The sequence below is a fragment of the Paenibacillus sp. J22FR83 genome (genome assembly GCF_059691955.1).
The window spans coordinates 516339-542114 of sequence record NZ_JCAUAM010000003.1; the positions used below are offsets into that span (position 1 = coordinate 516339).

At 45.1% G+C, this 25776-nt stretch carries 32 protein-coding genes; 29 read left to right on the forward strand and 3 right to left on the reverse strand.

Going from position 1 to position 25776, the window contains the following annotated elements:
- Positions 1-154 precede the first annotated feature (154 nt).
- The 5 genes from AC58PV_RS08030 (at position 155) to AC58PV_RS08050 (ending at position 4252) form a co-directional block, all read left to right on the forward strand.
- The gene (locus tag AC58PV_RS08030) at positions 155-646 is read left to right on the forward strand and encodes a YqhR family membrane protein (RefSeq protein WP_497431741.1); all 492 of its coding nucleotides are present in this window, start codon (positions 155-157) and stop codon (positions 644-646) included.
- A gap of 79 nt (positions 647-725) precedes the next feature.
- On the forward strand, positions 726-1157 hold the full coding sequence (gene aroQ / locus AC58PV_RS08035) for a type II 3-dehydroquinate dehydratase (RefSeq protein ID WP_497431742.1): 432 nt from the start codon (positions 726-728) through the stop codon (positions 1155-1157).
- A 60-nt stretch (positions 1158-1217) separates the two neighbouring features.
- Entirely contained in the window at positions 1218-2291 is a 1074-nt protein-coding gene (locus AC58PV_RS08040; RefSeq protein WP_497431743.1) for a M24 family metallopeptidase, read from the forward strand.
- 15 nt (positions 2292-2306) lie between these two features.
- Positions 2307-2870, forward strand: coding sequence for an elongation factor P (gene efp / locus AC58PV_RS08045; protein WP_068662005.1), 564 nt, complete (start codon positions 2307-2309; stop codon positions 2868-2870).
- Between the two features lie 125 nt (positions 2871-2995).
- Complete coding sequence (locus AC58PV_RS08050) at positions 2996-4252, forward strand: aspartate kinase (protein ID WP_497431744.1); 1257 nt, start codon at positions 2996-2998, stop codon at positions 4250-4252.
- Between the two features lie 11 nt (positions 4253-4263).
- Here the strand turns inward: AC58PV_RS08050 and AC58PV_RS08055 are convergent, their stop codons facing one another.
- The 3 genes from AC58PV_RS08055 to comA all read right to left on the reverse strand — a co-directional run bounded on the left by AC58PV_RS08055 (position 4264) and on the right by comA (position 6427).
- Positions 4264-4728, reverse strand: a complete 465-nt coding sequence (locus AC58PV_RS08055) for a DUF441 domain-containing protein (protein WP_497431745.1) — start codon at positions 4726-4728, stop codon at positions 4264-4266.
- Positions 4729-4806: 78 nt separating this feature from the next.
- On the reverse strand, positions 4807-5526 hold the full coding sequence (locus AC58PV_RS08060) for a 2-phosphosulfolactate phosphatase (protein ID WP_497431746.1): 720 nt from the start codon (positions 5524-5526) through the stop codon (positions 4807-4809).
- Between the two features lie 103 nt (positions 5527-5629).
- Positions 5630-6427: a phosphosulfolactate synthase gene (comA, locus tag AC58PV_RS08065; protein ID WP_497431747.1), complete on the reverse strand. Its 798-nt coding sequence runs from the start codon at positions 6425-6427 to the stop codon at positions 5630-5632.
- A gap of 204 nt (positions 6428-6631) precedes the next feature.
- Here comA and AC58PV_RS08070 point away from each other — a divergent pair, with 204 nt between their 5' ends.
- The 24 genes from AC58PV_RS08070 to recN all read left to right on the forward strand — a co-directional run bounded on the left by AC58PV_RS08070 (position 6632) and on the right by recN (position 25733).
- Complete coding sequence (locus AC58PV_RS08070; protein ID WP_420848521.1) at positions 6632-6895, forward strand: YqhV family protein; 264 nt, start codon at positions 6632-6634, stop codon at positions 6893-6895.
- A 72-nt stretch (positions 6896-6967) separates the two neighbouring features.
- Positions 6968-7936 (forward strand): stage III sporulation protein AA, encoded by a 969-nt coding sequence (gene spoIIIAA / locus AC58PV_RS08075; protein ID WP_497431748.1) that lies wholly within the window; start codon positions 6968-6970, stop codon positions 7934-7936.
- A 21-nt stretch (positions 7937-7957) separates the two neighbouring features.
- Positions 7958-8476, forward strand: a complete 519-nt coding sequence (spoIIIAB, locus tag AC58PV_RS08080; protein WP_497431749.1) for a stage III sporulation protein SpoIIIAB — start codon at positions 7958-7960, stop codon at positions 8474-8476.
- Between the two features lie 57 nt (positions 8477-8533).
- On the forward strand, positions 8534-8737 hold the full coding sequence (spoIIIAC, locus tag AC58PV_RS08085; protein WP_056614718.1) for a stage III sporulation protein AC: 204 nt from the start codon (positions 8534-8536) through the stop codon (positions 8735-8737).
- Between the two features lie 9 nt (positions 8738-8746).
- Positions 8747-9136, forward strand: a complete 390-nt coding sequence (gene spoIIIAD, locus AC58PV_RS08090) for a stage III sporulation protein AD (RefSeq protein WP_057312229.1) — start codon at positions 8747-8749, stop codon at positions 9134-9136.
- A 25-nt stretch (positions 9137-9161) separates the two neighbouring features.
- Complete coding sequence (gene spoIIIAE, locus AC58PV_RS08095) at positions 9162-10361, forward strand: stage III sporulation protein AE (RefSeq protein WP_497431750.1); 1200 nt, start codon at positions 9162-9164, stop codon at positions 10359-10361.
- A gap of 13 nt (positions 10362-10374) precedes the next feature.
- A complete protein-coding gene (gene spoIIIAF / locus AC58PV_RS08100) occupies positions 10375-11115 on the forward strand; it encodes a stage III sporulation protein AF (RefSeq protein ID WP_497431751.1) in 741 nt (246 codons plus the stop codon).
- Between the two features lie 4 nt (positions 11116-11119).
- Positions 11120-11761, forward strand: a complete 642-nt coding sequence (spoIIIAG, locus tag AC58PV_RS08105; RefSeq protein ID WP_497431752.1) for a stage III sporulation protein AG — start codon at positions 11120-11122, stop codon at positions 11759-11761.
- Positions 11762-11800: 39 nt separating this feature from the next.
- On the forward strand, positions 11801-12538 hold the full coding sequence (locus AC58PV_RS08110; protein WP_497431753.1) for a SpoIIIAH-like family protein: 738 nt from the start codon (positions 11801-11803) through the stop codon (positions 12536-12538).
- A 157-nt stretch (positions 12539-12695) separates the two neighbouring features.
- Positions 12696-13190 (forward strand): acetyl-CoA carboxylase biotin carboxyl carrier protein, encoded by a 495-nt coding sequence (gene accB / locus AC58PV_RS08115; RefSeq protein WP_497431754.1) that lies wholly within the window; start codon positions 12696-12698, stop codon positions 13188-13190.
- Positions 13191-13256: 66 nt separating this feature from the next.
- Positions 13257-14615, forward strand: a complete 1359-nt coding sequence (accC, locus tag AC58PV_RS08120) for an acetyl-CoA carboxylase biotin carboxylase subunit (RefSeq protein WP_497431755.1) — start codon at positions 13257-13259, stop codon at positions 14613-14615.
- 152 nt (positions 14616-14767) lie between these two features.
- Positions 14768-15181 (forward strand): Asp23/Gls24 family envelope stress response protein, encoded by a 414-nt coding sequence (locus AC58PV_RS08125; protein ID WP_497431756.1) that lies wholly within the window; start codon positions 14768-14770, stop codon positions 15179-15181.
- Positions 15182-15266: 85 nt separating this feature from the next.
- The gene (amaP, locus tag AC58PV_RS08130) at positions 15267-15827 is read left to right on the forward strand and encodes an alkaline shock response membrane anchor protein AmaP (RefSeq protein ID WP_497431757.1); all 561 of its coding nucleotides are present in this window, start codon (positions 15267-15269) and stop codon (positions 15825-15827) included.
- Between the two features lie 14 nt (positions 15828-15841).
- The gene (locus tag AC58PV_RS08135; protein ID WP_497431758.1) at positions 15842-16069 is read left to right on the forward strand and encodes a DUF2273 domain-containing protein; all 228 of its coding nucleotides are present in this window, start codon (positions 15842-15844) and stop codon (positions 16067-16069) included.
- Between the two features lie 119 nt (positions 16070-16188).
- Positions 16189-16650 carry a transcription antitermination factor NusB gene (gene nusB, locus AC58PV_RS08140; protein ID WP_497431759.1) on the forward strand — a complete coding sequence of 154 codons (462 nt, stop codon included), beginning with the start codon at positions 16189-16191 and terminating at the stop codon, positions 16648-16650.
- Positions 16651-16718: 68 nt separating this feature from the next.
- Positions 16719-17585: a bifunctional methylenetetrahydrofolate dehydrogenase/methenyltetrahydrofolate cyclohydrolase FolD gene (folD, locus tag AC58PV_RS08145; protein ID WP_497431760.1), complete on the forward strand. Its 867-nt coding sequence runs from the start codon at positions 16719-16721 to the stop codon at positions 17583-17585.
- Between the two features lie 7 nt (positions 17586-17592).
- Positions 17593-18963 carry an exodeoxyribonuclease VII large subunit gene (gene xseA / locus AC58PV_RS08150; protein ID WP_497431761.1) on the forward strand — a complete coding sequence of 457 codons (1371 nt, stop codon included), beginning with the start codon at positions 17593-17595 and terminating at the stop codon, positions 18961-18963.
- A complete protein-coding gene (gene xseB, locus AC58PV_RS08155; protein WP_068661987.1) occupies positions 18950-19201 on the forward strand; it encodes an exodeoxyribonuclease VII small subunit in 252 nt (83 codons plus the stop codon). The genes xseA and xseB overlap by 14 nt, the downstream gene beginning before the upstream one ends.
- Positions 19197-20111, forward strand: a complete 915-nt coding sequence (locus AC58PV_RS08160) for a polyprenyl synthetase family protein (protein WP_497431822.1) — start codon at positions 19197-19199, stop codon at positions 20109-20111. Before xseB ends, AC58PV_RS08160 begins: the two co-directional genes overlap by 5 nt.
- A gap of 114 nt (positions 20112-20225) precedes the next feature.
- Entirely contained in the window at positions 20226-22118 is a 1893-nt protein-coding gene (dxs, locus tag AC58PV_RS08165) for a 1-deoxy-D-xylulose-5-phosphate synthase (RefSeq protein ID WP_497431762.1), read from the forward strand.
- 33 nt (positions 22119-22151) lie between these two features.
- On the forward strand, positions 22152-22982 hold the full coding sequence (locus AC58PV_RS08170) for a TlyA family RNA methyltransferase (protein WP_497431763.1): 831 nt from the start codon (positions 22152-22154) through the stop codon (positions 22980-22982).
- Between the two features lie 103 nt (positions 22983-23085).
- Positions 23086-23538 carry a hypothetical protein gene (locus AC58PV_RS08175; RefSeq protein WP_497431764.1) on the forward strand — a complete coding sequence of 151 codons (453 nt, stop codon included), beginning with the start codon at positions 23086-23088 and terminating at the stop codon, positions 23536-23538.
- A gap of 2 nt (positions 23539-23540) precedes the next feature.
- Complete coding sequence (gene ahrC, locus AC58PV_RS08180; RefSeq protein WP_057312193.1) at positions 23541-23990, forward strand: transcriptional regulator AhrC/ArgR; 450 nt, start codon at positions 23541-23543, stop codon at positions 23988-23990.
- 15 nt (positions 23991-24005) lie between these two features.
- A complete protein-coding gene (gene recN, locus AC58PV_RS08185; RefSeq protein ID WP_497431765.1) occupies positions 24006-25733 on the forward strand; it encodes a DNA repair protein RecN in 1728 nt (575 codons plus the stop codon).
- Positions 25734-25776 lie beyond the last annotated feature (43 nt).

Below are 25776 nucleotides of genomic sequence, written 5' to 3' on the forward strand. Positions count from 1 at the left end.
TGCCACAAGATTCACCTTCTCATCTTTCTCGAATTCAGTTACTCACTTTCTTATTGTAACGGATTCAACTGTTGAATGCTACCGATTGCGACAGAACATACTATGATTGCTGATGGAAAGACAAGCCGTATCGGTAGAGAAAGGAAGATCGCAGATGACAAGTGCGCATAGCTCGAAGAAAAAACAGACGAATCGTTGGGTATTTGTGCTATATATCGGTTTTTTTGCCGGACTAATCTGGGGTGCCCTCAAAATCACTGAGCATTACTTTAAGTTCACAACAATAGGAATTGGTTTTCTGGTTGAACCTTTTTTCAAACATGATTTCTTTAATACGTGGATGGGACTTTTTTTGGGATGGATCGTGTTTATGCTATTCTCGATATTCGCTGCCTTCATCTACATGGTCACCATGTCGAAATTGCGCAGTCCTTTTTGGGGAATATGCTATGGTGCACTATGGTGGGCGATCATTTATCTGATTGTCGGGCCGATCACGGGGATGGTGTACTGGATTACGGAGTTAGAACTGAATACGATTATCAGTGATGCTTGTTTGTTCCTCGTATGGGGGATGTTTATTGGGTATTCGATCGCCATTGAATATACAAGCGCAAGAACGACAGAGGCTATACCCAAGACATGAAAGTTATGGTAAAATATCAAAGGTTAATTAGCCCTAAAGGGTTAGTTGCCTATGACGATTGTTGTGGGAGGATTTCCAATTGAAAAGGGTTCTAGTTTTGAATGGTCCGAATTTGAATATGCTTGGCATACGTGAACCTGGCGTATATGGAACCATGACACTTACAACCATAATTGAAGGTTTGCAAAAGCTTGGATCCGAGTTCTCGCTTGAATTGGAATGCTTTCAATCTAACCATGAAGGCGAGATTATTGACAAAATTCACGAAGCCTACGGTACAAAAGATGGCATACTTATGAATCCAGGTGCTTTCACGCACTACAGCTATGCGATTCGTGATGCGCTTGCTACGGTCCAATTGCCAACGGTAGAGGTACATATTTCGAATATTCATAAACGTGAAGAATTTCGTCATCATTCGGTCATTGCACCCGTCGTAATTGGTCAAATCTGTGGATTTGGGGCAGATAGCTATGCACTTGGTTTACGAGCTTTACTACCCCATCTGTAAGCAAATGCTTACGTAGTTCGTTTTGCTTCAGCAAAACTTTAAGAAGGAATGGTGATTTGGATGCAGGAGAAACGTATTGAACGTCTTCGCGAGGCTATGCAGCAGCAGGATTTACCAGCACTACTCATCACGAACGCATATAACCGTACATATGTATCTGGTTTCACCGGTTCATCTGGCTATGTACTTATTACGCTAGACCGTGCCATTTTATTAACCGATTTCCGTTATATGACACAAGCGCCGCAACAAGCTAAACTGTTTGAAGTGGTAGAACATAAAGCCAAGGCGATTGAGTCCGTAAGAGAACTCTTGGGGCAGCAAGGGATCACGAAGCTTGGTTTCGAGCAAAGTGACGTCACTTATGGTGATTTCCTCAACTATCAATCGGGACTGACAGGGATTGAATTTGTACCCACTTCAAGACTTGTTGAGTTGATTCGAATGGTGAAAGATGAAGCAGAACTACAAGTGATGCAGGAAGCGGCTGATTTGGCCGATCAAACTTTCTCACATATTCTTAACTTCATTAAACCAGGTGTCAAAGAGTTAGATATCGCACTAGAAATTGAAGTGTTTATTCGTAAAAACGGAGGCACTTCGACATCCTTCGAGACGATCGTAGCATCTGGTGAGCGTTCAGCATTACCACACGGGAAAGCAAGTGATCGCATTCTCCAAGGAAACGAATTTGTCAAATTGGATTTTGGAGCGTATTATAAAGGTTATTGCTCTGACATCACTAGAACGGTTATGCTAGGGAAGCCAACAGCTAAACATAAAGAAATTTATGATATTGTGTTGGAAGCTCAGTTGAATTGTTTGGCCAACCTGAAACCGGGCATTACGGGCAGAGAAGGCGATGCTTTCGCACGTGATGTGATTGTGAAGCGCGGCTATGGCGATTATTTCGGTCACGGAACCGGACATGGGCTGGGGATGGAAGTACACGAATCTCCACGTGTGTCGAAAACCGAAGATATGATTTTAACTCCTGGTATGGTTGTTACTGTTGAGCCTGGTATTTATCTCCCTGATTTTGGCGGAGTACGAATTGAGGATGACGTAGTAATTACTGAGACCGGCATTAAAATACTTACACATTCTACCAAAGATTTTCTTATCATTGACTAGCGGAGGGATTTACAAGTGATATCAGTAAACGATTTTAAAACAGGTCTTACAATTGAAGTGGAGCATGATATTTTCACAGTTCTAGATTTCCAACACGTTAAACCAGGTAAAGGCGCTGCATTCGTGCGTTCCAAACTCAAAAACCTACGTAACGGCAACACTGTTGAGCGTACGTTCCGTGCAGGTGAGAACGTTGGACGTGCTCACATCGAGAACCGTGAAATGCAATACTTGTACGCAGCTGGCGACGATTACACATTCATGGATACAGAAACGTATGATCAAATTTCACTTTCCCACGAACAATTGAAATGGGAATTGAATTTCCTGAAAGAAAACATGAACATCAAGATCATGAGCTACCAAGGCGAAATTCTAGGGATTAACCTTCCGAAGAGCGTTGACTTGAAAGTTGTTGAAACAGATGCAAGCGTTAAAGGAAACACAGCACAAGGTGCTTTGAAAAATGCAAAAGTGGAAACAGGTCTTAATGTCATGGTGCCGCTGTTCATTAATGAAGGCGATGTTCTTTCCGTTGATACGGATGATGGCAAATACCTTTCACGCGCAAGCAACTAATGGGATAAGCCTTTCTGACTCACTGGGGTCTGAAAGGCTTTTTTTCATTTCTTGCCACAGGCAAGCTTTTGTATGCTATAATATTGAATTGTTATGCACTAGTATGCGTTAGGAGTGGGTCAGCTTTGTCTCTTATAGTGATGAAATTTGGCGGTAGCTCTGTCGGTGATGCGGAGCGAATGAAACGAGTAGCAAAAAGAATCGTAGAGCGTAAACAAGCTGGTCACAGCTGTGTTGTTGTCGTTTCTGCGATGGGTGATACAACGGATGATTTAATCGACTTGTCCAAGCAAATTTACGATGGAGCCCCTCCGGCTCGTGAAATGGATATGTTATTGTCGACTGGCGAGCAAGTTTCCGTAGCGCTTTTATCGATGGCCATACATAATCTTGGTGAGCAAGCGGTTTCGTACACCGGGTGGCAAAGTGGCATTTATACAGAGCCCGTACACGGAAAGGCAAGAATTTCTGATATTCAACCACATCGTGTTCTCAATGCGATTGAGCAAGGAAATGTTGTTATCGTAGCTGGTTTCCAAGGGATGACGGAAGCTGGTGAGATTACAACGCTCGGCCGCGGCGGTTCCGATACAACAGCTGTTGCGCTGGCTGCAGCAATTAAAGCGGATCTTTGCGAAATTTACACCGATGTGGATGGTATCTACTCAACGGATCCTCGGATTGTGAAAGTAGCTAGAAAGCTTGCCGAGATTTCCTATGATGAAATGTTGGAGCTTGCCAATCTTGGGGCTGCAGTCCTTCATCCTCGTGCTGTGGAGTACGCGAAAAATTACAACGTGACCCTCGTGGTACGTTCAAGCTTTAATTACAATGAAGGCACCAATGTGAAGGAGGAAGCAGTGATGGAGCAAGGGATCGTCGTTCGTGGCATCGCATATGACAAAAATGTAGCAAGAATTAGTATTCTGGGTGTTCCTGAGAAACCAGGCCAGCTTGCGAAAGTTTTCTTAGCGCTTGCTGAAGTGCAAATTGACGTGGACATTATCGTTCAGAGCGGTGTAATTAACGGATCTGCGGATTTCTCTTTCACAACGACATTGGCGGATCGTGAAAAAGCGTTAGATGTTATTGAACAAATTCGTGCTGAAGTTGGTTTCCGTGAAGTAACCTCCGAAGTTGATCTTGTTAAAGTTTCCATCGTTGGAGCTGGTATGGTTAGCTCACCAGGTGTGGCAGCTACTATGTTCAAAGTTATTTCTGATCTTGGCATTACGATCTCGTTGGTAAGTACATCAGAGATTAAAATGTCTTGTGTCATTGACAATACGAACTTGACAGATGTAATCCGTGCACTTCACACGGCATACGGTTTAGATACAGCGGAGCAAGCTTTCGTTGGTGGACCAGAAGATCGCAGATAATCGGGAATATTTTAGTGGAATTTCTCTGCAATGAAATAGGCAAGCTTCAATAGAAATGCCGTTATTCCGGCAGCCATTAGTGGACCTACCGGAATACCGCGCATAAATAAGATGCCGAATATAGAACCAAGCACAAGACCCACAATTAATTGTGGGTCTACTTTTAGTAGCTCCAAACCTTTTCCATTCATATAGGTAGCTATCGCTCCGCCTATGAGGGCAATGATGCCAGGCCATGTTGTGAAGACGGAGAGGATATCCTTCATCGAAATGCGATCACTTGCAAATGGAATCAAAACACCGATGGTCAGAAACAGTAAACCTAGCTCGAGACCTCTTCGCTCCATGGTAGGGAAATAACGATCTAACCCAATTAGCTTAATGGCAAGTAAAAGACATGCCGCAGTTGTAATGATCGGCGAACGGCCAATGAGTCCTATTATGATTAAAATAACTAAGAGCATATCCCCATTCATATACATAACCCCTTGTCCTCATCATCGTCATTTAAGTGTATGAGGGGGGCTTGTATTTAGAACGCTGGGGAAGGGGGACTAACGCCCAAAAGGAACCATTTGATCGTGTTCCAGAACAGGGACACAATCCGTTAGATTCGTCTTCGAACAAAGTTCGACATCCGCGAGGAAGCCGGACTTTTTCATTTTCTTACCATTGCTGCAAGCCAGTATCGTCTCGAATAAGTGAGATTTCGCTTCAAGATAGCAACCTCGCATAGCTAGACCAAAGTCGTTCGTCATCATATGCGGCTCACCAAGTAAACCTGCGATTTCATCTAGGATGAGGCCAGCACAAATTCCGTCTTCCAAAGAGAACACATCTTGTGTTCCCGCGCATACGATCACCGTGTCCCGTTTAAGGTCGATAGCAGCCGCAGCAGAGGCTCTGCCATTAATTATAGCTCCTGCAAGGACACGGTCAGCTTTTATTGCTTTTTGAATGCCTCTTGTGCCATTGGTCGTCGTTAAGATGATACGTTTGCCTTGTACGGCTTCACGCGTGTACTCAAGTGGCGAATTGCCGAAATCAAAACCAGGAATTTTTTTGCAATAGCGCTCCCCGCCCAGTAAATCGTCTTCTCTCGCCAATTCCTTTGCCTTGATAACCGTATCAACAGGGACTACACCCCGGCTTCCATTCATCAAAGCGGTGATGATTGTACTAGTTGCACGTAAAACATCAATGACAATGACGGTTTTATTAAGAAACTCATCACTTCTTGCTTCGCCGATGTTGGCGATCACCTCGATATGCATGTGCTAATCCTTTCTGCAAATATAGACGCTATTAGGTTTTACCTAAATTAATCAGCTATATTTTTGGATACATGCATGAGTCCTAATAGGACTATGCAGCCGTTTATTTCTTCCCTAAAGACAACGTGTCAGAACGCAGTCCACGCCTCAAAGCTTCTAATGCAATGACTTCATCTGGGGAAATATTGCCCAAGTGAATATCAGGACCGAGGGAGTTAATGAGGTGCACTTGTTGAGTTTTGAGCGGTGCTTCCCATAAGAGCTTATAACCTGATACAGAAGTCATCACGCTATGCAATTCCTCATCTTTGCATTTCCCTTCCCCATCGAAAATACCAACACCCATACCGGATTCACGCGCTTCAATCGTAACAAGGGTAGCGCCTAATTCCGTATCAATTAAGACGGTATCAATTAATTCTGCTAACTCGATAGAGGAGCCCCAACCTTTTTTGCCATACTCCGTAACGACTTCTAATCCTTCATCTATCCCTCTGGCTATTAACATATTCCGTTGTCTACGATCCATTTGAATGGTGCCATCGGACACTTCAATGCCATTAAAGCCAAGTGCAAGTATCATATCAAAAAATGAATCTACTGCATTCTGTGATATTGCAACTTCTAGAAAAGTACCTCCCGGGTAAATGAGAATGTTGTTCTCTTTGGCCAGGTTTATTTTGCTTCGCAGCACGGATTGTGGATAAAGCGGTGAAGTGCCGAATCCAAGTTTGATCATATCCACATGGTTACTGGAGGTTTGGAGCAAATCCTGAAAGGCAAGCATGCCAAGTCCCTTATCCATCACCATCGTTTTCCCCAACGTTCTTGGTTTGAGCTGCCTTTTTCCTGTAGGGTCGGCTAGAACCGGGTTCCATTTTAATTGAGAGGTCACTTCCATCGGTAATTCTCCTCACTGTCCTTCGAAGGATCAATTATGTGTACAGCATATGCATGAGCACAAATGGAGGTGCCCAGCATGCCTAAAATGAGACGAGCTCGCATAAGGTAGGGAAAAGCGTGTGCTTTTCGAAGCGATTATGACGCTGAATTATGCAGCTTCGTTTGCAAGTGCTATACATTCATTCGGGAGGTGTAGGAATTGATGAACAAAATCGTAGTCACGATGGCTTCCTTGCGGTTGATGTCTGGGAGTATCGAAATCATTGCCGCTATTCTCATGCTTAGGCTGGCGACGATCGAGAAGGCGCTGTTGGTGAATTCAGCTCTAGCACTAGTAGGTCCTCTAGTACTATTAACTACGACGACAATCGGATTAGTAGGCGTTGCCGATAAGCTTTCCTATGGAAAGATGCTGTGGATCATAGCTGGCGTCAGTTGTTTGTTCATTGGGATTATTAAAAAGTAATCGGTCATATTTCTTTCTAGTAAGCATAGAAATAAATATAGAAGACTGGACAACTTGGAGGGCTGTCTCCCAATGTTAGCAAGTATTTCACATTTGTTGCCGCAGAACATCCGATTCATGCTGAGCGAACTTCCTCCGAACGTACAAGCTAGTGTGGAAGAGATTAGGGTGAGAGAGTCGCGTCCCCTTGAAATTAGTTGGGCTGACCGATATGCCTTTATTAGTGAACGTGGGGAAATGATCACCCAAGAAGCTTTGGCGTACAAACCGTCTAGGCAAGATTGTATGACACTCCTTGAGATCCTTACGAATCATTCGTTATACACCTTTGAAGAGGAACTGCGGAGAGGCTATATCACCGTTTCAGGCGGTCATCGAGTGGGACTTGCTGGGCGTACGATTCTCGATCAAGGTCAAGTGAAACAAATACGCGATGTGAGTTCCTTTAATATTCGAATTGCACGCGAAATGCAAGGTGTGGGACAGGGGATACTGCCCTATCTAATGGATCAGAACATGGGAAACATTCACCACACCCTAATCATTTCACCGCCGCAGCAAGGAAAGACGACCTTAATTCGTGATTTGGCTAGACTGATTAGTCGAGGAGAGTGGGGGGCTAGGAATAGCACGCTTAACGGTAAAAAAGTAGGTATCGTCGATGAACGCTCCGAACTTGCTGCTTGTGTCAAAGGCGTACCGAGATTCGACTTGGGACCTCGTACAGACGTGTTAGATGGTTGTCCCAAGGCCGAAGGGATGATGATGATGATTCGTTCCTTATCACCCGAGGTGCTCATCGTAGATGAGATTGGCCGAAGTGAGGACGCTGATGCCATTCATGAAGCCATTCACACCGGGATTCGGGTGTTAGCGACAGCACATGGAGCAAGCTACGAAGATGTCCGTAGACGACCGGTACTCAGGGAATTGCTGGGAGCAGGTGTGTTTACGAAGTTTGTGATTCTGCAGCGAAGAAAAGGAGCCTCTGCTTCCTTTCGAATCTTGGATCATGAAGGAAAGCCAATGGGAGATGGATGACGAAAGCAAAGGATGTTGCGCATGCTGAAATTTGTTGGAGGAGTTCTAATCTTCGGTGCAGCTTCCATGTACGGTTTTATGCAGGCTGCTCACTATGTAAGGCGACCTAAGCAAATTCGAGGACTCATTAGCGCGCTAGGAAGAATGGAAACTGAAATTGCGTATGCGCTGACGCCGCTTCCTGAAGCGTTCGCTTCGCTAAGTAAGCAAGTTGCTGATCCTCTTTCTACCTTATTTCGATTAATGTCTGAACGTTTACTGGGAAGTAACGGAGAGTCGACCAAGGATCTATGGCAGAAGACAGTCAAAGAAGTTTGGGCGAGAACCTCGATGAGGCAAGCCGAACAAGAAGTAATGCTTGGTCTAGGACCTGTGTTGGGACTTTCGGATCGTAGTGATCAAATCAAGCATTTGCGACTCGCGATTAGTCAACTGCAATCAGAAGAAACCGATGCCAGAGATGAACAGCAGCGCTACGAGAAAATGTGGAAGAGCCTCGGTGTCCTAATCGGAGCGTTAGTCGTGATTTTAATGTACTAGCGGGGTATATGAATCCCTGCATGACAAGTTCCTTGAAGTCGGAGTGAGGTGCCAGGAATGAATGTAGATGTGAACGCCATTTTCCAAATTGCCGGCATTGGAATCATTATCGCGATGATCCATTCGGTGCTGAAGCAGATGGGAAAAGAGGATATGGCACACTGGGTCACGGTCATTGGCTTCGTGGTCGTGCTTTTTATGGTCGTCAGTATGCTCGATAACTTGTTTAAAGAAATTAAAACTATTTTCCTATTCCAATGAGGTGGTCTGATGGAAATCATCCAAATCGTAGGTTTAGGACTCATCGTCACAATCTTGACGCTCATTATCAAGGAACAGAAGCCGATGTTCGCCTTTTTATTAGCCGCTTTTACAGGGATCGTTATTTTCTTGTTCTTAATAGGCAAAATTTCTTCGGTTATCGGAGTCCTTGAGGACTTAGCAGTGAAGTCGAATGTGAACCTCGTGTTCCTCAAAACGATTCTGAAAATTATCGGCGTTGCTTACATCGCTGAATTTGGCGCACAGATCGTTCGGGATGCAGGACAAGATTCCATTGCTTCCAAAATCGAGCTGTCAGGCAAGGTGCTCATTATGGTAATGGCAATTCCAATAATTACGGTCATCATCGAAACCGTGGTTAAACTGCTCCCTGCTTAGAAGATTCACCTAAGGAGTGACACGCATGAACCTACTTTATTCGCACCAGAAGCTGAACAATCGGTGGATCTTATTATTTATTGTAACGATGGGTCTGTGGCTTGGTTTATCGGGTTCCTTAACGGCTGAATCGCCTACAGATATGATTATCCAGGAGCAAGCGAACCGTTTGGATACAGAGCCAGTCGAGCAGTATTGGGATAAGTTGATGAAGGAATATGGCGGGTATTTCCCGGAGAGCAAACCTCCAACCTTCATGGAACTTCTTCTTGGGACCAAGGGCATTAGTATGAAGAGTATTTTTAAAGGGCTTCTGAGCTATGTATTTCATGAAATTATCATCAACGGCAAGCTGCTGGCTTCCATTGTTGTGTTGACGGTTTTTAGCATGATTTTGGAAACCCTTCAGAGCTCGTTTGAACGAAATACCGTAAGCAAACTAGGTTACACGATCACGTATATGGTATTGATTATCATTGCCATTAACAGCTTCAGTGTTGCAATCGGGTACGCCAAGACAGCCATATCATCCATGATTCAATTCATGTTCGCCATCATGCCATTGTTACTAACGTTATTAGCATCGATGGGCAATGTGACATCCGTGGCCATCCTGCATCCTCTCATCGTGTTTATGATTCACTCCGTGGGAACGGCGATATATGTGTTTGTTTTCCCGCTCTTGTTTTTCTCAGCCGTGCTGCACATCGTTAGCTCTCTCAGCGATAAGTTTAAGGTTACCCAGTTAGCTAACCTGCTGCGCACTGTCAGTTTAAGTATGCTAGGTGTTTTCGTAACGGTCTTTCTTGGCGTGATTTCCATTCAAGGGACAGCTGGTGCGGTGAGAGATGGTGTAGCGATTCGAACAGCTAAGTACATAACCGGGAATTTCGTACCTGTTGTAGGTCGCTTGTTCTCAGACGCAACGGAAACGGTAATAGGAGCCTCTTTACTTGTCAAAAATGCCATAGGACTTGTTGGCGTAGTCATCCTCGTTCTCTTGTGCGCGTTTCCAGCGATCAAAATCTTAACGCTAGCTTTTATTTACAACTTATCAGCAGCATTGATGCAGCCACTAGGAGATAGCCCGATCATTGCTTGTCTACAAACGATAGGCAAAAGTTTAATCTATGTGTTTGCAGCACTAGCGGCAGTCAGCTTAATGTTTTTTCTTGCCCTAACCATCATGATCACAATTAGCAATGTCTCCGTCATGATGAGGTGAAAGGAGCTCCGCGATGGATTGGTTAGCAGGATGGCTGAAAACGGTCATTATGGTCATTATGCTTGCAACGTTTGTTGATCTACTGCTTCCAAGCAATACCATGCAACGGTATGTGAAGACAGTTTTGAGTTTATTCATTCTACTCACACTGCTCACCCCTGTGCTTCAGCTGTTCCAAAAGGATTGGGATTTGGATCAGCTGCTCAGTCGAGCAGAGAAGGAGCAGAATGAGAAAGTGATGCTAGCAGGTGGATATGGCGGCAATCAGACGCAAATGAAGTCATTGGCAGCCATTACGAAGGATGCCAATACGATTCAAGAAGGAGAACGGAAGAAAACGCAACAAATCGTACAAACCCAATTAGCTGGATTGATACAAGAGGACTTGCAGAAACAAACAGAATGGTCAGTTCAGGAAGTACAAGTTCAGGTGCAGGTAGACAATAATGGGAAACCCAGCATTACCAATGTAAAGGTGACCCTTGATGATATAGAGGCGAAGCAACAAGAGATAGTCAAGAGTAAGAGTATTGCTGCAATGGAGCCAGTCAAACCAGTAGATCCCATCAAGATTGGGGCTGCTGTGGCAGTGCAAGATCGTCCTGCTCAAGATAACCTGCAGACAAATCTTAAATCGCAGCCTAATGAGCAAGAAAAGGATCGACTCAAACGAGATATTTCGAAGAATTGGTCTGTAGATCTTGCCAAAATTGAGATTGAAACAGTACAAAGCAAAGGACGGATGGCGAGGTGAATCGATGGGAACATTGCTGCAATGGATGGAGCACAAATTCGGCGGCGGACCAGGTGGACCTAAGCGTAAGAATACGTTGCTTTGGGTCATCATGGTTGGGCTTTTAGGAGCTGCGCTAATGATTATCAACACATTTATAAATGTCAAAGATCTGGATCCCATTGGCACAGGCAGAGCGTCTCCTCCAGCGGAAAGTAAGGAAACCTTTGCAGGAAGCACATCGAAGGAAAACGCAAGCTTTCATGATTATGAACAAGCTTATAGTGACCAACTGAAGGGCATCCTGCAGCAAATTGTCGGTGTTGGCGAAGTGGAAGTGCTCGTTACCATTGAATCAACGGAAGAAATGACCGTCGACAAAAATTATAACGATAATCAGACCATGACGACAGAACGCGACAATGGTGGAGCAACACGCAACATATCCCAGGTAACGCGAAGTGGTGAAGTCGTTATTTATCAAGTATCAGGTGACCAGAAACCGCTTGTGCTCAAATACATTAAGCCCAAAATTAGAGGTGTCATTGTTGTAGCGAAAGGCGCAGAGAATCTCACGGTGAAGAAAATGATTATGGAAGCCGTTGAGCGAGGCATGGATGTTCAAGCCGGTAAAATTTCTATTTTGCCGCGAAAAACAGGGAATTAATCATTTAAATTAGCTAACTATTCTAAGGAGGAATAAACAATGAATGCAAAAAGACAAACAATTTGGCTCGTTTCGATGCTCAGCTTGATGGTGGTGCTCTCCGCGTATTATCTGTTTACTGAGGACGTCAATAAGCTCGATCTGGCATCTTCAGATGCTATCACACAGTCGCAGGAAGTAAAGATTGATATGACGCAAGTGGATCCAGTTACAGGTGCGAAAACAGATGTGAAAGCAACATCTGGCACAAGTACACAATCCGACACGAAAGCAACAACACCGCAAACTTCTACAAAATCAGACGCTAAAGCAACAACTACACAAGACAACTCCAAAACTACGACAAAAGATGCAAGCAAACCTACAACGTCCAAAACAGATGATCAAGTGTTGAAACAAGTAGAAGAGCAAGCCAAAACGACGAGTGCAAATGACTACTTCACGAACGAACAAGTGAAACAAAACAATTACTTCAGCAAAGTTTCCACAGATCTGATGACGATCATTTTGGATACGAAGAAAACGCCTGAAGCAGTGGCCAAGGCAACGAATGATTTGTCAGCCTTATCCGATCTGCAAGATAAAATTGAAAATCTACAAGATCTTCTGATTCAAGACTTCCCGCAAGCAGTCATTAATCAAGATGGAAACAAATGGAAAGTGACGGTTCAAGCTGATAAACTAGAGAAAAGCCAAGGCGTTTCCATCGTTGACATGGTTGTGAAAGAATTGGGTGCAATGCCAGAAAATATCAAGATTCAATACGTGCGTCCGTAGGGATTCTAGTGAAGTTTGTGCTTCACAAATGGGTAATGGAAAGGGTCCGAATAAACTGGACTCTTTCCATTTCGTTCGTTTATGGGTATAATACATACGTTGCGGATATGAAAACGCATTTTTTAAGGATTCACCAACGTCTAAAGGAGTGACTTGAATGTTTAAATTGAGTGAAATCAAAGAGTTAATTAAACTCGTCGATCAATCCTCTTTACAAGAACTTGAAATTGAAAATGAAGGTGCACGCCTTTCCATTCGTAAACCGAATAAAGCGGAGCCTCTTTATGTATCCGCTCCAGTTCAACACACATACGCACCGATTGCTCAACCCAACTACACAAATACAGCGCCAGCAGCTGCACTTGAAGTGCCCGTAACTGCTAGCGGACAAGCCAAGCAAGAGGATTCATCTTTACATAAGATCGTATCTCCGATGGTAGGGACTTTCTATCAATCTGCTTCTCCAGGATCTGCGCCATTCGTAAGCGTTGGTTCTAAAGTAACAGATAAAACTGTTGTTTGCATTGTGGAAGCTATGAAACTAATGAATGAAATAGAAGCTGAAGTAAAAGGCGAGATTGTTGAAGTTCTCGTTGAGAATGGTCAACTCGTTGAATATGGACAACCTTTATTTTTGGTTAGACCGGAATAGTTGCGTTTGCAAGCTTATGCTGACAACGCAAGCTTTTCGCAGGAAGAGCTCTTAGGAGGGCAAATCATGAAATTTCATAAAATACTTATTGCGAACCGTGGAGAAATTGCAGTTCGTATTATCCGTGCATGCCGTGAACTTGGCATCTATACCGTTGCTGTGTACTCGGAAGCAGACCGTGAAGCACTGCACGTTCGTTTGGCGGATGAAGCTTATTGCATCGGGCCAACAGCGTCCAAAGACAGCTATTTGAACTTCACTAACTTGATGAGTGTCGCAACGCTAACAGAATGCGACGCCATTCATCCAGGCTACGGATTCCTTGCTGAAAATGCTGACTTCGCAGAAATTTGCGAGAGCTGCAATATCACATTCATCGGTCCTTCACCTGACGCTATCTCCCGCATGGGTGATAAGGCAGTTGCGAAGCAAACGATGAAAGAAGCAAGAGTTCCCATTATCCCGGGTTCAGATGGGTTAGTTGAGGATATTGATGATGCTGTAAGTATTGCACGTGATATCGGGTATCCGATTATTATTAAAGCAACAGCAGGCGGCGGCGGTAAAGGGATCCGTATTGCGGAAAACGAAGAAACACTTGTTCAACAGATTACGGCAGCTCAACAAGAAGCGCAGAATGCCTTCGGTAATGCAGGGATCTACTTGGAGAAGTATTTAACTGGTATGAAGCACGTTGAGATTCAAATCCTTGCTGATAAACACGGCAATGTCGTTCACTTAGGTGAACGTGATTGCTCTGTACAGCGCCGTAGACAAAAGCTTGTTGAAGAAGCACCTTGTCCAATTCTTACGGAAGAAACACGTAAGGCAATGGGGCAGGCGGCTGTGCGTGCCGCGAAAGCAGTGAATTACTCGGGAGCAGGAACGTTGGAGTTCTTGCTAGGTCCGGATGGTAATTTTTACTTCATGGAAATGAATACGCGCATTCAAGTTGAGCATCCTGTGACAGAAATGATCACAGGCGTTGATATTATCCAAGAGATGATTCGTGTTGCTGAGGGGAATCCACTATCTTTCAGCCAAGATGATGTCCGCATCAATGGATGGGCGATCGAGTGCCGCGTGAACGCGGAAGATCCGAACCGGAACTTCATGCCTTCGCCAGGTCAAGTGAAGTTTTATTTGCCACCAGGTGGATTCGGTGTTCGTGTGGATAGTGCTGTGTATCCGGGGTATTCGATTCCGCCACACTATGATTCCATGATCGCGAAGCTTATCGTTTGGGGAAGTACGCGTGAAGAAGCGATTAATCGGATGAAAAGAGCGCTCAATGAGTTCGCTGTGGATGGTGTAAATACGACGATTCCTTTTCATTTGAAGCTGCTTGAACATAAGAAATTTATCAGTGGTGATCACGATATTAAGTTCTTGGAAGAGCACGATGTGAACGATCCAGAATCGTAGTAATCAATTGTCATATTTTTACCGAAATGTTATACTAATAAATTAAGATGGCTTATCCCATTTATATGTTAAAGGGCGAATTTGCCTCACAATTTTAAGTGAAATCTTTTCAAGCCAGTGTTGCTGGCGCAAAACTTTTAGGAGGTGCCACAATGAGCACAATCGCTCCGGATTACGTCAAGACAGACATGGGCAGCATCCAGATTGCCCCCGAAGTTATCGAAATCATTGCCGGTTTGGCAACGGTGGAAGTGCAAGGAGTAGCGGGGATGAGTGGCGGATTAGCTGGCGGCATTGCTGAATTACTTGGACGCAAGAACTTGTCCAAAGGCGTAAAGGTAGAGGTCGGACAACGTGAAGCTGCCATTGACGTCTCCATCATCATCGAGTATGGAAATCGTATTCCAGAAGTTGCAAGTGATATTCAGAACAATGTGAAGACAGCGATTGAATCCATGACAGGATTGAATGTTGTTGAGGTTAATGTACACATTCATGATGTTCACTTTAAACAGGCGGATAAACCGGTTGAAGAAGAACCAGCAACTGCCCATCGTGTGAAATAGGCGGTAAAGCTGAGCTATATGTTTCAATTGAAACCCCCTACAGGTTGCAGGGGGTTTCCTCTAACTTAGGAAGGGGACAAGCGTAGTGGGTAAAATTGTGGACAGGCTCTTGCTACTTTTCTATAGCCTAATCATATTCGTCGCATCGATCTTAGTATTGTTCACAGCATCAAGCTGGATCCCACTCGATCAAGCAAGTACAACGCTTAGCCATTTCTATTACGAAAAGAGTTATGCGTATCCGGGTATTATCGTTAGCTTGATTATGGGACTGATCTCTGTAAGATTCCTTGTCGTAACACTTCGTCGCGGTCGTTCCCAAGCGCCATCCATTGATCAACGTACCGATTTTGGGGATATTCGCATATCTATCGAGACGGTCGAGAATCTTTCGCTGAAAGCAGCGGGTCGCACGAAAGGTGCCAAAGATCTACGTGCACGTGTTAGAGTGAATCAATCCGGGTTAGAAATTACCATTAGAACGATTGTAGATGGGGAAAGCTCGATTCCAGAACTGACTGAAGACATGCAAGGCACAGTGAAAAGTTACATAGAAGATATTACCGGTATTCCAGTAGCTTCCGTAACCGTATTCGTAGCGAACATCGTGCAATCTGCCCCAACGTTTAAAAGCCGGGTCGAATAGAGGTGAATCCACATATGTGGAATGAACTATGGGAGTTCCATAGGGGCAAAGTAATCGGAGTGTCAGCGGGAATATTCTTCGGTTTTATTTATTTATTCTTTGGTTTTTGGGATATGTTGATCTTTGGATTTATCGTTCTTGTAGGTTTTTATGTTGGAAATAAGCTGGATCGCAAAGAAAGTTTCGTCATGCTGGAAGACATTTGGCGCTATCTCACACAAAAATGGAGAATGTTTCGCTAAAATCCCTGGTTCATCCATGGATTTTTTTGTTTGGATTGGATCCAATTTGACGTATACTAGGAGAAAGAGTTTTTAGGAGAAGGTCGCTTTGCAGGAGCAAAGCGCTTAGGAGGAACAGAATGAAACGCAGAATTGCACGTGAAATTGCTATACAAAGCTTATACCAAATCCAAATGAATGAGGCTACTCCTCAGGAGGCTGTTCAAGTTGCGATTCATGAAGCTGAGCATGATAATGAAACGCAGTTGGATTTCTCCGGAGATAAGATAGATCCTGTCTACATTGTTGAACTTGTTGAAGGAACTTACACGAACAAAGTAAGCATCGACGAGCTGTTGGAAGAGTATCTGAAAGGGTGGGCAATGGACAGGCTGTCTCGCATCGATCGGGAAATTCTACGTCTTGGTGCCTATGAGATGTTGTATCGTGATGATGTTCCGCCAAAAGTTGTTGTCAATGAAGCGATTGATTTGGCCAAGCATTATGGGACAGATGAATCAGGGAAGTTCGTGAATGGCGTATTGGGGAAAATGATCAAAGAAATCGACGAACTGAAAGAGAAAGTAGTACGTACGCATTAAGTTCATCAAAATCATGAACAGTTAACTTTGCATATAGGTAAGGCTTAAACGGCTAAGGAGGAAATAACATGTCAGCACAAGTAATTAATGGGAAAGAACTCGTGAGCTCTATTCGTGAGGAAATCAGATCTGACGCAGCTGCTCTTACAGCACAGGGAAACCAGCCAGGTCTTGTCGTTGTAATTGTAGGTGAAGATGCAGCTTCTCAAGTCTACGTAAGAAATAAAGCGAAAGCTTGCGATGATGTTGGTATCTATTCCGAAGTACACCGACTTCCTGAAGAAACGACGCAAGCAGAATTAATTGCACTCATTCATGGTTTTAATGCGAATAATCGAATTAACGGGATTCTTGTTCAATCACCACTGCCTAAGCATATCAACGAAGAAGCTGTTGTTGATGAAATTGATCCAGCGAAAGATGTAGATTGCTTCCACCCGATAAATGTAGGTAACCTAATGATTGGGAAAGACGGCATGAAGCCTTGTACGCCTCATGGCGTTATTGAAATTCTTAAGCGGACTGGCGTAGAAATTGCAGGGAAACACGCAGTTGTTGTCGGTAGAAGTAACATCGTTGGTAAACCGATGGCTATGCTATTGCTGCGTGAGCACGCAACGGTTTCTATCGTACATTCCCGCACACCTAACATGGAAGAGATTACTAAACAAGCGGACATTCTTGTAGTAGCTGTTGGGAAAGCGCATTTAATCAAAGCGAATCACGTGAAACCAGGTGCAGTTGTAATTGACGTTGGGATGAATCGTCCTGCAGACGGCAAATTAACGGGTGATGTAGATTTTGAAGCAGTGAAAGAGATTGCTAGTGCGATTACACCGGTTCCAGGTTGTGTTGGCCCGATGACGATTACGATGCTTCTTCGCAACACAGTTGATGCGGCTAGCCGTGCAGCTAAAGCGAATGTGAGCGTATAATTGCCCTATGGCTAGAAATGAGACCAAGATTTTATCCGTCAAAGATTTAAACCGTTACATTAAGCTATTGCTAGAAGGAGACGGACGTCTCCAAGATGTGTGGGTGCGAGGCGAAATTTCAAACTTCACACATCACTCTAGTGGACATATGTATTTTACATTGAAGGATGCGGACGGTCGGCTCAAAAGCATCATGTTTGCATCACATAATCAGAAGCTGGGATTTATTCCGAAAGAGGGCACGAAAGTCATTGCACGCGGAAATATTTCCGTGTATGAGCGTGACGGTGCCTATCAGTTTTATGTAACGGCGATGCAGCCTGATGGCATCGGCAGCTTGTATTTGGCTTTCGAGCAGCTGAAGAAGAAGCTCGAAATCGAAGGTCTATTCGCGCCAGAGCGCAAGAAACCGATTCCTCGGTTTCCGCGTGCCATTGGCGTGATCACCTCTCCGACGGGTGCCGCCATTCGTGATGTCATCATCACGTTGCAGCGGCGCTTCCCGTCGATTCCGATCTTGCTGTACCCTGTCCTCGTACAGGGTACACAAGCGGCGCCTTCGATCGTAAAGGCGATCGAAGCCATGAACCGGCTCGGTGAAGCCGACGTGCTCATCGTGGGCCGCGGCGGCGGCTCATTGGAAGAGCTGTGGGCCTTCAACGAGGAAGTCGTTGCGCGGGCTATCGCAGCCTCCGCGATCCCGATCATCTCGGCCGTCGGCCACGAGACGGACTTCACGATCGCCGACTTCGTCGCCGATCTAAGAGCGCCGACGCCTACGGCGGCGGCCGAGCTCGCGGTGCCGCACCACCTCGAGCTGAAGCAGCAGCTCTCGCAGCAGGCGCTGCGCCTGCATAACGGGCTGCTGCAGCTCCTGCGTCGCAAGCAGGAACGGCTCGAGCGCGCGAAGCGCTCGCCGTTCCTGACGAACCCTCGCAGGCAGCTGCTGATGCAGCCTGCGGAGCGGCTCGACCGGCTGGCGGAGCAGCTCGGTTACCGCATGCGTCAGCGCCTCACGGAGCTCGCGCAGCGCCGATTGAAGCTGGAGCGTCGCTTATCCAGCTTTAATCCAACCGAGCAGGCCGTGATGGCGAGACGACGTTTGGACACGTCCAAACGTCAGATGCTCACGGCCATGCAGACCCTCCTGCGCTCGAAGAAGCAGGAGTGGCAGTCGAGCGTCCGTCATCTGGACGCACTGAGCCCGCTGAAAGTCATGCAGCGGGGGTACAGCCTTGCGTATGACGAACAAGAAACGCAACTCGTAAGATCGATAGCGCAAGTAAACATCGGTGATCGATTATCCATACGTCTTAAAGACGGCAAAATACAATGTCAAGTTTCGGGGATGGAGGCGAACATGGATGTCAACAAGTGAAGCAGAAGTAAGTTTTGAAGTGGCAATCGAACAGCTAGAGCGTATCGTTAGTCAGCTGGAGAGCGGCGACGTTCCTTTAGAGAAAGCAATTGAACTGTATCAGGAAGGTGTAAGGCTCTCCCATATTTGCGGCGTGAAGCTGGAGCAAGTGGAGAAGAAAATTGAGATGCTGGTTGAAGGTGAAGCTGGGGTAACAAGGAAGCCTTTCCAGCCTGTCTTGGAAGATAAGGGGAATTAGTTTGAATAACACGACGTCTACTATTCATACATACATCGCTTCCCATGCTGAGCTGGTCGAAGCCGCACTGCGTCAATCATTACCAGCCGCCTGGGAAGTACCTGCTTCGCTACGTGAGTCCATGGACTACTCTTTAATGGCAGGCGGTAAACGACTGCGTCCAATCATGGTGCTAGCTGCTGCAGAATCGCTCGGGGGCTCCATGGAATCTGCTATGCCTGTTGCGATGGCCATTGAATTGGTGCATACTTATTCATTAGTTCATGATGATCTGCCAGCGATGGATAATGATGATTATCGGAGAGGCAAGTTAACGAATCACAAAGTTTATGGTGAAGCAATGGCTATCCTTGCTGGCGATGCGCTACTGACGCACGCCTTCTTCTGCGTTGCGCAATCCCACAAAAAGTTCGGTGTTCCTGCTGAGCGCGTACTCGCTATTTCCGAAGAACTTGCCGTGTTTGCAGGTGCACGTGGGATGGTTGGCGGCCAAGCAGCGGATATGTTAGGGGAGCAAGGCATAACCAAGCTGGAAGAGCTTACGTATATTCATACGCACAAAACAAGTGATCTTATTGTGTTTTCGTTGCGTGCGGGTGGACATGTTGCGGGGGCTTCTGAAGCACAATTGGAAGCACTCAGTGAATTTGGCCATGCACTTGGACTTGCTTTTCAGATTCAAGATGATATTTTGGATATTATCGGAGACGAAGCGAAACTAGGCAAGCCTGTGAAAAGTGATGAGAAACAACAGAAGGTAACATTCCCTTATTTTATCGGCATGGAAGCTTCTGAGCAAAGAGTACAAGAGCTGACGAATCAAGCCAAAGAAGCCTTAATTCGTTCCAACATTCCGAACCCGGAGCGTTTGCTGCAGATTGCAGATTACCTGATGAAACGGGATCATTAGACATACGTATACAATTAATATGCCTGATCACGAGGTAGTTTCACACGATTTACCCAATTATATGATATAATAGTGAAATCTTAGTATTTTCACATTGAAAGTGAGGAAACAAGCGTGCTGCTCGAACAAATCAATCGGCCTGCAGATTTGAAGCGGTTATCCTTAACGGAACTCGAAGAATTGGCAGGAGAAATCCGTCAGTTTCTTATTGAGAAGCTTTCCGTTACTGGTGGACATCTAGCCCCGAACTTAGGCGTGGTTGAACTCACGATAGCTTTACACACCATGTTTCACAGCCCGTATGATAAATTGATTTTTGATGTAGGTCATCAAGCGTATGTACACAAAATTTTGACAGGACGTAAAGAGAAGTTTGATACTTTACGCAAGTACAAAGGGCTTTGCGGGTTTATTAAGCGTTCCGAAAGCGAACATGATGTCTGGGAAGCGGGACATAGCAGTACATCTCTGTCTGCAGCTATGGGTATGGCAATGGCTCGTGATCTTAAGGGCGAACATAATAAAGTTGTTGCCATTATTGGTGATGGTGCACTTACAGGTGGCATGGCATTAGAAGCCATGAATCATATTGGCCATGAGAAGAAGAATATTACAGTCATTCTGAATGACAATGAAATGTCGATTGCGCCCAACGTAGGGGCTCTTCATAATTATCTAAGCAAGATTCGTTCGGATCGTCATTATTTGAAAGCGAAAGAGGAAGTCGAATTTTTACTGAAGAAAATTCCTGCCATCGGCGGAACGCTGGCGAAGACAGCGGAGAAGCTGAAGGATAGTCTTAAATATTTTGTTTTGAATGGCGTGTGGTTTGAAGAACTAGGTTTTACTTATATTGGTCCTGTAGATGGCCATAATTTACAAGTGCTCATGGATACGTTGAAACAGGCTGAGAAGGTTCAAGGCCCTGTACTGATTCATGTCGTAACGACGAAGGGGAAAGGGTATAAACCTGCAGAGAACGACTCGCATACTTGGCATGGCTTAGGGCCTTACAAAATGGAATCAGGTCAAGTGCTAAAGTCCGCAGGTCCGCCTATGTATACACAAGTGTTTGGCGATACATTAATTGAGCTTGCCGAGAAGGATTCTCGCCTAGTTGCCGTGACGCCTGCAATGCCAGGTGGTTCCGGGTTAATGAAGTTTGCGAAGCAATTCCCGAATCGAATGATTGATGTTGGTATTGCAGAGCAGCATGCGGCTACGCTATGTGCTGGACTAGCGAGTGAAGGATTGAAGCCTGTATTCGCGGTATATTCAACGTTCTTGCAGCGTGCGTATGATCAAGTTGTACATGATATTTGTCGTCCTAAATTGAATGTCACCTTTGCAATTGATCGTGCTGGCTTCGTTGGTCCTGATGGCGAAACACATCAAGGGGTGTATGATATTTCATTCCTCCGAACAATTCCTAACATGGTTTTGATGATGCCGAAGGATGAGAAGGAATTGCGCGATATGATGCAAACGGCGCTTGAATACAATGATGGCCCGATTGCGTATCGGTATCCGCGAATCAATGGCACAGGTGCTTCGATTGATGAGGCTCCTAAGGCGATTCCGCTCGGTACTTGGGAAACTGTACGTGAAGGTCAATATGCCGCAGTTCTCGCTGTTGGACCTATGGTTCAAGTGGCTGAGGAAGCGGCCGCTCAGCTTGCCCAAGAGGGTATCGAACTTCGAGTCGTGAATGCAAGATTCATTAAACCATTGGACGAAGCGTATTTGCTTCAGTTAGCTAAGGAATCGATACCCGTCATCACCATGGAAGAGGGTTCAATCCAAGGTGGTTTCGGAAGCGCGGTATTGGAATTCTACGCAGAGAAACGAATTGTTGGTTTGCAAGTTGAGGTAATGGGAATTCAAGACTACTTCGTGGAGCATGGCAGTGTGACTGAACAACGCGAAGAAGTTGGGTTAACTGCCCACCACTTGATTACCGAAGTGAAGAAGCTGGTTCCTCGCAAGGTCCTGCGTGCGAAGGCCTAGTAACCGATTTTGAATAGGAGCAACACATTAGATATGTCCTCGGATAAAGAACGATTAGACTTATTGCTACTTGAGCAAGGGTATTTTGAAAGTAGAGAAAAGGCAAAGGCCGCCATTATGGCAGGCCTTGTTTTTGCGGATGAAGAGCCAGTTGATAAAGCTGGGATGAAGATCAGTCGGAAAGCTGTGCTGAAAGTTAAGGGTGCGCTGCATCCTTATGTCAGTCGTGGCGGACTAAAGCTAGAGAAAGCGTTAAAGCATTTCGAAATCGACTTGCTTGATGCAGTCATGTTGGATATTGGAGCTTCCACGGGCGGGTTCACCGATTGTGCGCTGCAAAATGGAGCGGCTTCCGTCTACGCCGTTGATGTGGGCTACAACCAATTGGATTGGTCGCTGCGCAATGATGAGCGGGTTCACGTCATGGAGCGAACCAATTTCCGATACACGAAGTTGGAGGATCTTGGCGGTCCAAGACCCACTTTTGCAAGTATCGATGTTTCGTTTATTTCACTTCGTATCATCTTGCCACCACTGAAAGAAATCTTAGGAGATCAGGGGCATGTTGTTGCGCTGATTAAGCCGCAATTCGAAGCAGGTCGAGAGAAGGTTGGGAAGTCAGGCGTCGTCCGGGATACGGATGTGCATATTGATGTGCTGACAACGGTTCTTTCTTTTGCAGAGGAGCTCGGCTTTCGCTTGAAGGGACTTACTTATTCCCCAATCACTGGTGGAGAAGGGAACATTGAATTTCTGGCGTATTGGTCCAGTAATGAGAAGGAAGAGTCGCTTGCAACGCCAGATACGATCAAAGCCCTTATTGCCGGGACGGTTAAAGAGTCTCAGAAATTGCATGGAAAATAAACTCATCTTTGAGAACGCCTTTTGCGGCCCTGAGATGGGTTTTTTCACTTAGAAGAAAGGATTTCCCTTCCGGATTCTCGAATACTATGGCGAGGTGAAGGACATGGAACAAGGCGATGTAAGAGTCATTTTCTTAATCCTAATCGTTGTAGTTTGTTTCATCTTTTGGCGATTTCAGAAATGGTCTACAGGGGCAAGTCGTAGAAGAGGACGTATTCCAAGGCATGCGAATATCCCCGAGGATGATGTTGTTGAACTGCTTGAAGGGGCAGGATTCGAAGTGCTTGCAGGTAAGACCAAAATCCCAATTACGATGACCATTAGCGAGAGAGACCACCTGGAAAGCCGCTTATTTATTGATTATTTTGTGCAAAAGGAAGATGATGTGTATCTGGTGAAGGTGGCGAGAGATCGTAAGCCCCTAGAGATGACAGGTAGCGCTGTGCGTGATATGCTGCTGCCCTACACCCTCATTTATCCTGAGGCCCAAGGTATACTTTATGTTGATATGGCCGTTAGCAAAATCAAAAAAATCACTTTTCACATAGAGGTGTAAGGATGAAAGGTCAAAGGCATGTAAAAATCAGAGAAATTATTACCAATCATGAGATTGAAACACAGGATGAACTCGTTGAGGCGCTTCGCGCGGCTGGATTCCATGTCACACAAGCAACCGTATCTAGAGATATCAAGGAACTCCATCTTATTAAAGTTCCGCTTGATGATGGCAGGTACAAATATTCCATGCCGGCAGATCAACGATTCAATCCCATGCAACGACTTCGCCGGGCTTTAAGTGACCATTTTGTCTCCATAGATTACACGGATAATTTGGTTGTGATGAAATGCTTGCCAGGCACAGCGAATACGATTTGTGCGTTAGTTGATAATTTGGAGTGGAATGGCGTTATGGGAACAATCTGTGGCGATGATACGATACTTGTGATTTGCCGCGGGAAAGAGAATAGTGTAACTTTTGTAAATGAAGTCATGTCCTTATTATCTTAAAATCAGGAGGCGTTCATGCTTACAGAACTTTCAATTCGCAATTTAGCTGTCATTGAACATGTACATATTCGGTTTAAAGCAGGTTTTCATGTCCTTACAGGGGAAACTGGCGCTGGGAAATCGATTATCATAGATGCGTTAACGTTGATTGTCGGGGGCAGAGGCTCTTCGGAATTAGTTCGATATGGTGCAGATAAAGCCGAGATTGAAGCCATGTTCGACTTACCTGCTTCTCATCCGGTTTGGCATACGCTTACAGAGTTCGGGATTGAATCGGATGCTTCCGAGCATCTGATCATACGTCGTGAAATTACGGCGACAGGCAAAAGTTCAAGTCGAATTAACGGTCAGCTTGTGAATATGACGATGCTGCGTAAGACGGGTGAGTGGCTCGTTAATATTCATGGTCAGCATGAGCATCAATCTCTGCTTCATGTGGACGAGCATATTCATTCATTGGATTTGTTCGGGGATGCCGAAATCGCGTCGGCGAAGAAGACATATCAAGCTAGCTACGACCACTACATGAAGCTCCAGAAAGAGCTGAATGATCTTCAAGAAACGAGCAAGCAGGCGCTGCAAATGTTAGATCTATATCGGTTCCAGATTGAAGAGATATCGTCTGCTAAGCTGAAATTAGGCGAAGATGAGTCCTTAGCGGAGGAGAAGCGCAAATTAGCTAATGCGGAGAAACTGTATCAAAGCTCCTCTGAAGCTTATGATTTCCTCTATGCTACCAATCGTGGACTCGATGCTGCTGGCAAGGCCGTATCCCGACTTCAGGATATCGTGCAACTCGATCCTACGAATTTGACGCCGATTCTTGAGCAGGCGCAATCCGCGTTTTATCAATTAGAAGATGCCGCATACCAAATTAGAGATTATCGCGACAGTATTGAGTTCAATTCTTCACGTCTAGATTTTATTGAACAAAGATTAGACACCATCACGTCTCTGCGCCGAAAATATGGAGAGAATATAAAAGAGATTCTTGCTTACTTAGAGAAGATCAAGAATGAAGTCGATACAATTGAAAATAAAGATGAAATTATTCGTAAATTAGAAGAAAAGCTGGTACTTGCAGAGAAACAAATCGGTGTGCATGCACTAGACTTGTCAAATCTGCGTAAAGGCATTGCCAGTGATCTTTCTGCTCAAATCGAACATGAATTACGTGATCTCCAAATGGAACGAACACAGTTCCGAGTTCAGATTGCTCATATTATCGATGACCGCGGCGTCGAGGTGGACGGTAACAAGGTTCGCTTCTCCAGACAAGGGATTGATCAGGTTGAGTTCCTCATGGCACCTAACCCAGGGGAACCACTGCGTGGATTAAGTAAAATTGCTTCGGGTGGAGAGCTCTCACGTATTATGCTTGCAATGAAAGCAATTTTTGCGCGAATAGACCAAATTCCGGTGCTTGTATTTGATGAGGTGGATACGGGGGTTAGTGGACGAGCGGCACAAGCGATTGCTGAGAAAATGTCCGTACTTTCGCAAAGTTGTCAAGTCTTCTCCATTACACATTTACCGCAGGTTGCAAGCTTCGCAGATGTTCATTTCTATATTCGAAAAGAAGTGGATCAGGAGCGGACGTTCACGCGTGTTCAAGATATGCCAGATGCAGGCCGCATCGAAGAGTTAGCGAGGATGCTTGGTGGTGTCGAAGTGACAGAAACAACGCTTCACCATGCGGGAGAAATGCTTACCATGGCAAAAAATAAGAAAGCAAGGGTATGAAAGTATAGATAGTCATCATTTGCTGTTATAAAAGAAGGGGACT

Excerpts from the sequence above, each read along its gene's own strand:
- AC58PV_RS08030 (WP_497431741.1), top strand. The coding sequence starts at position 155 with ATGACAAGTGCGCATAGCTCGAAGAAAAAACAGACGAATCGTTGGGTA.
- AC58PV_RS08040 (WP_497431743.1), top strand. The coding sequence starts at position 1,218 with ATGCAGGAGAAACGTATTGAACGTCTTCGCGAGGCTATGCAGCAGCAG.
- AC58PV_RS08055 (WP_497431745.1), bottom strand. The coding sequence starts at position 4,728 with ATGAATGGGGATATGCTCTTAGTTATTTTAATCATAATAGGACTCATT.
- AC58PV_RS08060 (WP_497431746.1), bottom strand. The coding sequence starts at position 5,526 with ATGCATATCGAGGTGATCGCCAACATCGGCGAAGCAAGAAGTGATGAG.
- comA (WP_497431747.1), bottom strand. The coding sequence starts at position 6,427 with ATGGAAGTGACCTCTCAATTAAAATGGAACCCGGTTCTAGCCGACCCT.
- AC58PV_RS08070 (WP_420848521.1), top strand. The coding sequence starts at position 6,632 with ATGAACAAAATCGTAGTCACGATGGCTTCCTTGCGGTTGATGTCTGGG.
- spoIIIAA (WP_497431748.1), top strand. The coding sequence starts at position 6,968 with ATGTTAGCAAGTATTTCACATTTGTTGCCGCAGAACATCCGATTCATG.
- spoIIIAB (WP_497431749.1), top strand. The coding sequence starts at position 7,958 with ATGCTGAAATTTGTTGGAGGAGTTCTAATCTTCGGTGCAGCTTCCATG.
- spoIIIAC (WP_056614718.1), top strand. The coding sequence starts at position 8,534 with ATGAATGTAGATGTGAACGCCATTTTCCAAATTGCCGGCATTGGAATC.
- spoIIIAD (WP_057312229.1), top strand. The coding sequence starts at position 8,747 with ATGGAAATCATCCAAATCGTAGGTTTAGGACTCATCGTCACAATCTTG.
- spoIIIAE (WP_497431750.1), top strand. The coding sequence starts at position 9,162 with ATGAACCTACTTTATTCGCACCAGAAGCTGAACAATCGGTGGATCTTA.
- spoIIIAF (WP_497431751.1), top strand. The coding sequence starts at position 10,375 with ATGGATTGGTTAGCAGGATGGCTGAAAACGGTCATTATGGTCATTATG.
- spoIIIAG (WP_497431752.1), top strand. The coding sequence starts at position 11,120 with ATGGGAACATTGCTGCAATGGATGGAGCACAAATTCGGCGGCGGACCA.
- AC58PV_RS08110 (WP_497431753.1), top strand. The coding sequence starts at position 11,801 with ATGAATGCAAAAAGACAAACAATTTGGCTCGTTTCGATGCTCAGCTTG.
- accB (WP_497431754.1), top strand. The coding sequence starts at position 12,696 with ATGTTTAAATTGAGTGAAATCAAAGAGTTAATTAAACTCGTCGATCAA.
- accC (WP_497431755.1), top strand. The coding sequence starts at position 13,257 with ATGAAATTTCATAAAATACTTATTGCGAACCGTGGAGAAATTGCAGTT.
- AC58PV_RS08125 (WP_497431756.1), top strand. The coding sequence starts at position 14,768 with ATGAGCACAATCGCTCCGGATTACGTCAAGACAGACATGGGCAGCATC.
- AC58PV_RS08135 (WP_497431758.1), top strand. The coding sequence starts at position 15,842 with ATGTGGAATGAACTATGGGAGTTCCATAGGGGCAAAGTAATCGGAGTG.
- nusB (WP_497431759.1), top strand. The coding sequence starts at position 16,189 with ATGAAACGCAGAATTGCACGTGAAATTGCTATACAAAGCTTATACCAA.
- folD (WP_497431760.1), top strand. The coding sequence starts at position 16,719 with ATGTCAGCACAAGTAATTAATGGGAAAGAACTCGTGAGCTCTATTCGT.
- xseA (WP_497431761.1), top strand. The coding sequence starts at position 17,593 with ATGGCTAGAAATGAGACCAAGATTTTATCCGTCAAAGATTTAAACCGT.
- xseB (WP_068661987.1), top strand. The coding sequence starts at position 18,950 with ATGTCAACAAGTGAAGCAGAAGTAAGTTTTGAAGTGGCAATCGAACAG.
- AC58PV_RS08170 (WP_497431763.1), top strand. The coding sequence starts at position 22,152 with ATGTCCTCGGATAAAGAACGATTAGACTTATTGCTACTTGAGCAAGGG.
- AC58PV_RS08175 (WP_497431764.1), top strand. The coding sequence starts at position 23,086 with ATGGAACAAGGCGATGTAAGAGTCATTTTCTTAATCCTAATCGTTGTA.
- ahrC (WP_057312193.1), top strand. The coding sequence starts at position 23,541 with ATGAAAGGTCAAAGGCATGTAAAAATCAGAGAAATTATTACCAATCAT.
- recN (WP_497431765.1), top strand. The coding sequence starts at position 24,006 with ATGCTTACAGAACTTTCAATTCGCAATTTAGCTGTCATTGAACATGTA.